Source organism: Limnoraphis robusta CS-951, assembly GCF_000972705.2.
The window spans coordinates 1-7,956 of record NZ_LATL02000326.1; the positions used below are offsets into that span (position 1 = coordinate 1).

Here is a 7,956-nt window from a genome sequence, read left to right on the forward strand (position 1 = left end):
GAACCCTTGGTGGGAAGGGCGGGTTTATTAATGTTATTTGTGAGAAACATACATTTGTACAGAACCCTTGGTGGGAAGGGCGGGTTTATTAATGTTATTTGTGAGAAACATACATTTGTACAGAACCCTTGGTGGGAAGGGCGGGGTTATTAATGTTATTTGTGAGAAACATACATTTGTACAGAACCCGCCCCTACAAGAGTGGTGACGGTTTATCGCTTGCATTTTGACCTTAACCATGATAAGAAATGCTCAGAATGACTCATCTAAAACCGCTCAAACTTTAACCGTTACACAGGAACCATGCAAAGCCCAAAACGAAGACAGAAATTTCAGCAAATACAGTCATTGATCGCCTCTGTTGTACCTGTGTTGTATGGTAGCCTGTTAATGAGAACGTCCGGCGCGATCGCTTTGACAGCAATTGTCAGTTCAACCCTGAGTTTACCGGGTTACGCAGCCATTTTAGAAGACTGGAAAATCGACCCCAGTACAGGTATAGTAGAAGTATTGCTTCCCGCAGGCGTCAGGCCTCGTTTATCAGTCGCTACCGAACCTGCGCGTTTAGTGGTTGATTTACCGAATACGGAAATTGGGATTAATATTACTGAACGGTTTGAGTCGGGAGTCATCAGTCAAGTGAGTTTTACCCAGTCTGAACCCGAAGTTACCCGAATTACCATTGATTTTGTTCCGGGTGTCGTTTTAGATGAACGAGAAGTCGATTTTAGGCCTGTTGGTATCGAAAACCTTTGGGTGTTGCGTCCAACCATTATAGACCGTCCTGCCCCTGCACCAACATTTTCGACTGCCCAAACTCCAGAAGCCCCGCAAACCGTTGATCAAGTTGATCAAACAACATCCGACTCAGCAGCAGATTTAGAAACTTCTCAACCAGAAACGACAGAAGCAGAAGTCACCCCTCCAACCCCCACACCGCAAACACCGGGCTTTCCTTCGCCCGAGAGGGTTGATCAAACCGTTATCCCTAACCCTCAACCTGCGCCCTCTCCGAATTTGGAGACAACGCCACCTCCCCCACCTGAAACTGTTGCTACAGAACCAACGCCTCAACCGCCAACCCAAGATGGTACAATTCCCTTTGGTCAACCGTTACCGAGAACGTCTCAACCTCGAAGTACAACTTCTTCGAGAACCATTGATCAACGTCCTCCCAATGTCCTGCTTCCGGCGGGGACTCAACTGACGCTGCGTTATCCTAATCCTAATGAAGTGCGTTTGAAAAATAAACCGGAACGACAGGATGTTTTATTGCTACAAGGCGGAATTACTGACAAACAAGGAAACTATATCATTCCGCCCGATACGCCGATTGTAGGATACTTTGAAACCAGTTCCAGAGGCAGTCGCTTTCAAGTGGAAGCGATTAATTTAGAAGGGCGTAGCATTCCCCTAAAAGCCGAATCCGGTTGGATTTCGGGAACATTGGATGCGGAACCCAAAAATATTCTTCGTGATACAGGAATTGGCGGGTTAGGGCTATTTCTGCTAACAGGGTTTACAGGTGTGGGTTTATTGGTGGGGGCGATTGGGGGTGCAGCAGTTGGTTTCGCCACCTCTCCCCAACCTACAACATTACAACCCGATCAAGTGATCGAAGTGCGTCTGGTAGAAGATTTGCGTCAATCGCAATTTTTGACTACTCCCCCGAATTAATTCGGGGGAATCCCCGTAGGGTATTTCTGAACTTCTGACGCCGAAAATTGTCAGACTCATAGGCCAAGTCAAATCGCCTCTAACACACCAAACAAGTTGGATAGTTTACTTTTTTAGCTTGAAGACTTTCTTAACTTCCAACACAGAGCCAATTCGGTACGCTCAGTTTCCTGCCGTTGCTGTATCTCGGAGCCATAATGCAATATTACGCTTTCGGATTGCCGGGGTTTCTCCGTACTAGGAAAACTTCAACGCGCAGTTGGTACAGTTTTACTTGTCGTTTCTTTACTATCTTACAGCAACTAAAGTGGCTCGTGTCGTCTTTCCGCCCCTGAATAAATTCAAGGGGCTACCAGCCTACCGGACTTCCTCCCGTGTTTATTTCCGAAGACTAGAACCGTTCAGCTTCAGATCTTGGACGGGCGGGGATGACTCCGGGTTGATTTAAAAATAGGTTTTCTGCACTATTGTTTTGATAGATGCAACTAATCTCAGGGGTACCGGTATCCAAATCACCCGTAAACCCAAAGGTGTTCATCCTCTGTTTACAGTCTCGTTCTTGTTCGGAAGTAATCAGATCTCGCTGTCGGAGAATCGTCCAGTTACTGGTTCGCATCACACAACCGGGTTGCATTCGGGGTCGGGATACAAACACACTAAACGGGTTCAGCGTCACGAAAACCCGCATATCTGTGACCATCGCACTCGCCCCGAATTTAATACAGGTTTCGGTACTGGGGGCGCTACGGTCAATAAATTGGCTAGAAGCCACGTTTTCCGGGCTAAAAGTCGCTGTCGAACTAATCGCAATTCCAATCCCAATTCCCAAAATTAATGCACCAGCAATGACGGCTAAAGCCGTATAGTTAAAAGTTGACCGAGGAGAAGTCGTTGTTGGGCGGGTTTTACGTTTCATATCAGCTATCAGTCAGGAAAAAACTATATTGAACAACAGTTACAGAGTCTTATACTTCAAGATTAACGGTCGATTTACTCTATTACCGTCATTTTAACAATTCACCCGCCTAAGTGACCAGTGACCTGTTACCAGTGACCTGTTACCAGTAACCAGTGACCTGTTACCAGTAACCAGTGACCTGTTACCAGTGACCTGTTACCAGTGACCAGTGATAACTGTAAAAACTGGTAACTGTAAACTGTAAACTGTAAACTGTAAAAGCTGGTAACAGTAAACTGTAAACTGTAAAACCCTTGCCGGGATTGCCAGGATTTATTACACTATGTAAAGTGAAAAACTAATTTTAAACTTAGGAACCCCATATAAGGAGATAGAGCCGTGTCTGTCGAAACAGTTGAGAAGCTTTCCACAGTCCGTAAGCTCGCACCACGTTATCGCGTCTTGCTGCATAATGACGACTTTAACGGGATGGAGTATGTGGTGCAAGTCTTGCTTCAGACTATACCGAGTTTAACTCAGCCTCAAGCCGTCAGTATTATGATGGAAGCCCATACGAATGGTCTGGCTTTAGTGATTACTTGCGCCCAAGAACACGCCGAGTTCTACTGTGAAACCCTGAAAAATAATGGCTTGATTAGTACCATCGAGCCAGATGAATAATGAATAAATCTCATCTTTGACACCCGGATTTGTTTTCATCTCCCGAAAATGTTTCCGGGTGATTTAATTTATAGGTGCTTTTTTATCATCCTTTGAAGTTAAATCTTAGTCCGATTTCTAGCTTTTCCGCCCCCCTCAGACTGACGCTGTTTATTCTGATGTTGTTGGGGTTGTGGCTACCGTTGGCGGTTCCGATTTATTTACTCGGAGATGATCCTAATACGGTTAGTATTATTACTCTGCTCTTACTGTATCTAGAATTTATTGTATTGGTGCGTTTCTGGGGAAAATGGATTGATCATCAACCGAAACTTCTCCAACACTACGGTTTACGTCTCACTTCTCAAAATGCTTGGTTGTTCATTCTTGGGTTGAGTTGGGGTTGTTTGAGTTTATTGAGTTTATTCGCCTTTGAAGCTCAACTCGGTTGGTTAACGTGGTATCCTAATTCTCAACAGTTTCCTCGAGTTATTTTAGAAGGGCTTCTCGTGGCTTTTGGGATCGGATTTGCTGAGGAATTGTTCTTTCGAGGTTGGCTACTGGATGAACTCCTCCGAGATTATTCGTTTTCGATCTCAGCTTGGGTTTGTAGCGGAATTTATGCGATCGCTCATTTTATTAAACCTGTTGCTGAAATTCTCCGCACTTGGCTGCAATTTCCGGGTTTAATCTTACTCGGGTTGATCTTCGTTTGGGCGAAATTTGTGATCAGTTCCCCATCGGAAAAAATACCTGTTCCTCGAGGAAATTTGGGTTTACCGATTGGGCTTCATGGCGGATTGGTTTGGGGATATTATATCATAAGTGTAGGTGGAAAAGTTCAGTATTCGGGACGAGTTCCAGATTGGGTTGTGGGGATTGATCAAAATCCGTTAGCCGGTTTAACGGGATTGATTTTTTTAAGTGCGATCGCCATTTTGATCAGAAAATTATCCCGATTTCGGAACTGAACCGATTAATTTTGATTCCGGTTGTAGGGTGGGTGATACCCTGTGCGGTTGATTAATTCTGTGATGGGGTTAGGGCGGGTTTAGTTGACTCTGTTACGAGTATTATAGATATTATAGAACCCGCCCCTACACAATTAGGATTGATTAATCGGACATGATATCACCACCCAAAAGTTATAAAAATTGACTGTTTACACACCTGTTAGACAAACCTCTATTATTGATTGAAGCTTATGAAATACCCAAGCTTTGCGATCATCTTTTTATTAGCCTCTCTCGGCTATATCAACCCCGTTAAAGCTGAACCTCAGCCTTTTATTCCCTCTCAAACTGTTATTTCTGCAAGCCCCACAAAAGCCGAAATTCTTGATGCTTGTGTTCGCAACCAAGCAGAAACATTACCCAATCCTTATAGCGATGTTGAACCCACTCATTGGGCTTACAAAGCAGTTTTGAGTCTGTATTATTGTGGTGCTTTTCGTCAAGCTACACCCCCCAATTTAGTTGAACAATTGCTGCAATCTGATTCAATTCCCGCACACAATGAACAGTAACCTGCAACCTGTCCCCGATCTACCAAGTCGGATCTACACTAATATTAATCGTAATTTGATCCCGTCCAGGAGGAACAGCACTAATACAAGCACAAATAACATCATCACCGTCTATTTCCACCTCACAAGCATGACAGGAACCCATCAAACATCCTGTAGGAATAGAAACACCAGCCCGACTGGCTACTTCTAATATAGGTTCTCCGGGTTGGGCGGAAACCGTGACATCATCGGGTAAAAAATGAACTTCTAATGATTGAGATGGAGTCATTTTTTTCGTTAAAACTCAAAACATTTATCAAAAAAACTTGAAATTAAAAACGTTAAACCCGAGCTACTTTATCCCCTTTCTATTATATAGCAATCAGCAGGGATCGTGTTTGCAACTTCTTGGTGTTCTTTGGGTCGAGCGTGGTTAAATTCAGCTTGCTGCTTATAAATATACCAGCGCTCACTGCTAGAGAACGAATCTAATTCAAGTAAAAATCCGACTCAAATCTAAATATTCTTCAACCACATCCGCCAAAACATCTAACATCATTTCTCGTTGTTCTCGATAGTTCGGAATTCCAGTGGCTAACGTTCCTAAACCTCGTTGAATTCGCAAATGATTCAACCAAGAGCGTCGCCAGGGACTATTATCAAAAGCACCATGAAGATAATGTCCCCAAACCGAATATTGTTTATTTGTCACCCCCAAATTGCGATCATTAAATAAAGGCAGTGCATTTTCCGCATCGATAATTTGAGTGCGACCTTGATGAATTTCATATCCTTCAACGGGTAAACCCACTTGCGGATATTCAGAGGCAACAACCCGCTTAGAAGACACCTTATTACGGTCAATAACCGTTTTTACAGGTAACAATCCAAAACCGGGAAATTCACCCCGTTTCCCTTCAAGTCCTTGGGGGTCCATCACACTTTCACCTAACATCTGATATCCCCCACAAATGCCCATCACCTGACCGCCCGCCGCGACATATTTTTGTAGGGCTTCTGCCATTCCTGTCTCTTGAAGAACCAACATATCCGCAATGGTGGTTTTAGAACCCGGAATAATCACCGCATCGGGATGACCTAACGCTTCTTTCGGGCTAATATATTCTAAATTAACAGTGGTTTCGGCATCAAGCGGATCAAAATCAGTAAAATTAGAAATGTGAGGGAGACGAATGACTGCTATCGTAATTTCGCCTTGAGAACTGTTGCTTCGACGACGATCTAATAAACTCAAAGAATCTTCGGCGGGAAACGCCAAATCAACCCAAGGAATCACCCCAACAACAGGAATTCCAGTATATTCTTCTAACCATGTAATCCCCGATTCTAAGAGCGATCGCTGACCGCGAAACTTATTAATAATAATCCCCTTGACTAATTCTCGTTCTTGAGGTTCAAGAAGCTGCAACGTTCCGACAACATGAGCAAAAGCACCGCCGCGATCAATATCAACAACCAGCAACGTTTTAGCCTGGAGATACTCAGCCACCCGCATATTCGTTAAGTCTCGGTGTTTGAGGTTAATTTCCGCCGGACTTCCCGCCCCTTCACAGACAATCATTTCATATTCTGAGGCGAGGTGCTCGAGGCATTTGGTAATCGTTTCCCAACCAATATCAAAATATTGTTCATAATATTCTGCGGCGTGAACAACACCCACAGGTTTACCTTTGAGAATGACTTGAGAGGTCATATCGCCTTGAGGTTTGAGCAAAATGGGATTCATCGCCACAGAAGGAGAGATTCCCGCCGCCCAAGCTTGTACAACCTGAGCATAACCCATCTCGGCTCCTGCCGGGGTGACATAGGAGTTTAACGCCATATTTTGACCCTTAAACGGTGTCACCTTCACTCCTCGACGATACAACAGACGACACAGAGCAGTCGTGATCATCGATTTACCTGCGTGGGAAGTCGTTCCCACAACCATAATTGCTTTCATTGTTTAGAAGTTAAAAAATAGAAAATCAAGCCGACAAGGAAAATCGGAAGCGGCGATGCAGGAAATTTAAACAGCGATCGCGCCAAGTTGGAGCGCTGAGTCCTTGGGGTTGATGTTCTGCGTTTTCTACCAGTTGACGACCGAGGGGTGTGAGTCGGAAACTATCGGTGATTCCTTGTCCGTCTACTTCACGTCGTAGTATACCGACTTGAATCAGCCACATCAAATGATTTTCAACACTCAGTTCGGAGAGGCGTTTGCGAGTGTAGCCTTGTTCAACGCCCCGCGATCCTGCGATCGCATTGAGTTCAACACTTTCATAGCGCATCAAACTCATTAGTTTTAGTTGAAAGGGAGAACAACGGATAGCCCGTTCAGCCCGTTTAAAGGTGCCAGATGAATATTGAATAGATTTTGGGGTAGGAGACTCAACAGAGGTCATGGAATCTAGTTCAGGTGAGAGTTTAAAAGGTCTAAATGTTTTCTGTTGCGGAAAAACCCGGCTGAATTTCTAAACCGGGCTTTTCTTTTATTCCATATTAGGTGGGATTTGACGACAGTGCCAGAGTTAGCGGAAAAACTGATGTCTGTGGAGGATGGTTTCGCCATGATCGGGTATCCAAGCAATCCACTGGTTTTCAGCACTCTGACACAACAGAAGGGCTTCGTCGTGACTGTAGGGGTTGGGCAGTTCTCGCAGATCAACCCATGTTCCGGGTTCATATTCGCTCGAGAATGCGGTTTGTGATGCCATCCAGTCGGAGACTGAAGTCGGTGTGATTTGGGGGTGTAAGTCAAGTGACATCGTGTTTTCCTCGTCTAGTCTGTTCTCAGAGACCTTGCTCTCACCACAAGTTTTCTCTAAAAATCTGACCAAAATTTTATTTTCTGTATCTATAGTTACAGAATCCTGACTTTATCTCAAGTAATCGTTGCACAACTTCATCATTGAAGTCGTGAGGTCAGGTCTGTAGGGGCGGGTTCTCAATAGATTGATCATGTCCCACAGAAAATTGATATATAGCGGTGTGCGAGCGTGTTAGGTACCACGCCAAAAACCCGGTTTCGCAGAAGTTACCGGGTTTTTTTAGTCTCTACTGTACTTCATTCAACTGAAAATTGATATAAACCCGCCCATTTTCCCCCTAAAACTTGATTTGTGGGGAGGTGGTGAGTCCACCCCTGTGCGCGGGTTCCCCGCGTTGAGGGGAGTGGCTATCCCGTTGGGGGAGGCGCGGGAGGTGGGGAGAT

9 protein-coding genes are annotated in these 7,956 nt (G+C 44.6%); 4 read left to right on the top strand and 5 right to left on the bottom strand.

What is annotated here, in order from left to right; translation table 11 throughout:
* Positions 1-303 precede the first annotated feature (303 nt).
* A complete protein-coding gene (locus tag WN50_RS27400) occupies positions 304-1,677 on the top strand; it encodes an AMIN domain-containing protein (protein WP_049561367.1) in 1,374 nt (457 codons plus the stop codon).
* 391 nt (positions 1,678-2,068) lie between these two features.
* Here the strand turns inward: WN50_RS27400 and WN50_RS27405 are convergent, their stop codons facing one another.
* A complete protein-coding gene (locus WN50_RS27405; RefSeq protein ID WP_046282080.1) occupies positions 2,069-2,593 on the bottom strand; it encodes a DUF3172 domain-containing protein in 525 nt (174 codons plus the stop codon).
* Between the two features lie 381 nt (positions 2,594-2,974).
* Between WN50_RS27405 and clpS the strand changes: the two genes are divergently transcribed.
* From clpS to WN50_RS27420, 3 genes are all read left to right on the top strand, one after another.
* Positions 2,975-3,256 (top strand): ATP-dependent Clp protease adapter ClpS, encoded by a 282-nt coding sequence (gene clpS, locus WN50_RS27410; protein WP_046282079.1) that lies wholly within the window; start codon positions 2,975-2,977, stop codon positions 3,254-3,256.
* Positions 3,257-3,414: 158 nt separating this feature from the next.
* Complete coding sequence (locus WN50_RS27415) at positions 3,415-4,206, top strand: CPBP family intramembrane glutamic endopeptidase (RefSeq protein ID WP_082172578.1); 792 nt, start codon at positions 3,415-3,417, stop codon at positions 4,204-4,206.
* 233 nt (positions 4,207-4,439) lie between these two features.
* A complete protein-coding gene (locus WN50_RS27420) occupies positions 4,440-4,760 on the top strand; it encodes a hypothetical protein (protein WP_046280463.1) in 321 nt (106 codons plus the stop codon).
* 19 nt (positions 4,761-4,779) lie between these two features.
* Here the strand turns inward: WN50_RS27420 and WN50_RS27425 are convergent, their stop codons facing one another.
* The 4 genes from WN50_RS27425 to WN50_RS27440 form a co-directional block, all read right to left on the bottom strand.
* Positions 4,780-5,031 carry a 2Fe-2S iron-sulfur cluster-binding protein gene (locus WN50_RS27425; RefSeq protein ID WP_046280464.1) on the bottom strand — a complete coding sequence of 84 codons (252 nt, stop codon included), beginning with the start codon at positions 5,029-5,031 and terminating at the stop codon, positions 4,780-4,782.
* Between the two features lie 204 nt (positions 5,032-5,235).
* Positions 5,236-6,705 (bottom strand): cobyric acid synthase CobQ, encoded by a 1,470-nt coding sequence (gene cobQ / locus WN50_RS27430; RefSeq protein WP_046280465.1) that lies wholly within the window; start codon positions 6,703-6,705, stop codon positions 5,236-5,238.
* A 25-nt stretch (positions 6,706-6,730) separates the two neighbouring features.
* Entirely contained in the window at positions 6,731-7,147 is a 417-nt protein-coding gene (locus WN50_RS27435; RefSeq protein WP_046280466.1) for an Npun_F0494 family protein, read from the bottom strand.
* Positions 7,148-7,273: 126 nt separating this feature from the next.
* Positions 7,274-7,510, bottom strand: a complete 237-nt coding sequence (locus WN50_RS27440; RefSeq protein WP_046280467.1) for a hypothetical protein — start codon at positions 7,508-7,510, stop codon at positions 7,274-7,276.
* Between the last annotated feature and the right edge of the window lie 446 nt (positions 7,511-7,956).

Excerpts from the sequence above, each read along its gene's own strand:
- WN50_RS27400 (WP_049561367.1), top strand. The coding sequence starts at position 304 with ATGCAAAGCCCAAAACGAAGACAGAAATTTCAGCAAATACAGTCATTG.
- WN50_RS27405 (WP_046282080.1), bottom strand. The coding sequence starts at position 2,593 with ATGAAACGTAAAACCCGCCCAACAACGACTTCTCCTCGGTCAACTTTT.
- WN50_RS27415 (WP_082172578.1), top strand. The coding sequence starts at position 3,415 with ATGTTGTTGGGGTTGTGGCTACCGTTGGCGGTTCCGATTTATTTACTC.
- WN50_RS27420 (WP_046280463.1), top strand. The coding sequence starts at position 4,440 with ATGAAATACCCAAGCTTTGCGATCATCTTTTTATTAGCCTCTCTCGGC.
- WN50_RS27425 (WP_046280464.1), bottom strand. The coding sequence starts at position 5,031 with ATGACTCCATCTCAATCATTAGAAGTTCATTTTTTACCCGATGATGTC.
- cobQ (WP_046280465.1), bottom strand. The coding sequence starts at position 6,705 with ATGAAAGCAATTATGGTTGTGGGAACGACTTCCCACGCAGGTAAATCG.
- WN50_RS27435 (WP_046280466.1), bottom strand. The coding sequence starts at position 7,147 with ATGACCTCTGTTGAGTCTCCTACCCCAAAATCTATTCAATATTCATCT.
- WN50_RS27440 (WP_046280467.1), bottom strand. The coding sequence starts at position 7,510 with ATGTCACTTGACTTACACCCCCAAATCACACCGACTTCAGTCTCCGAC.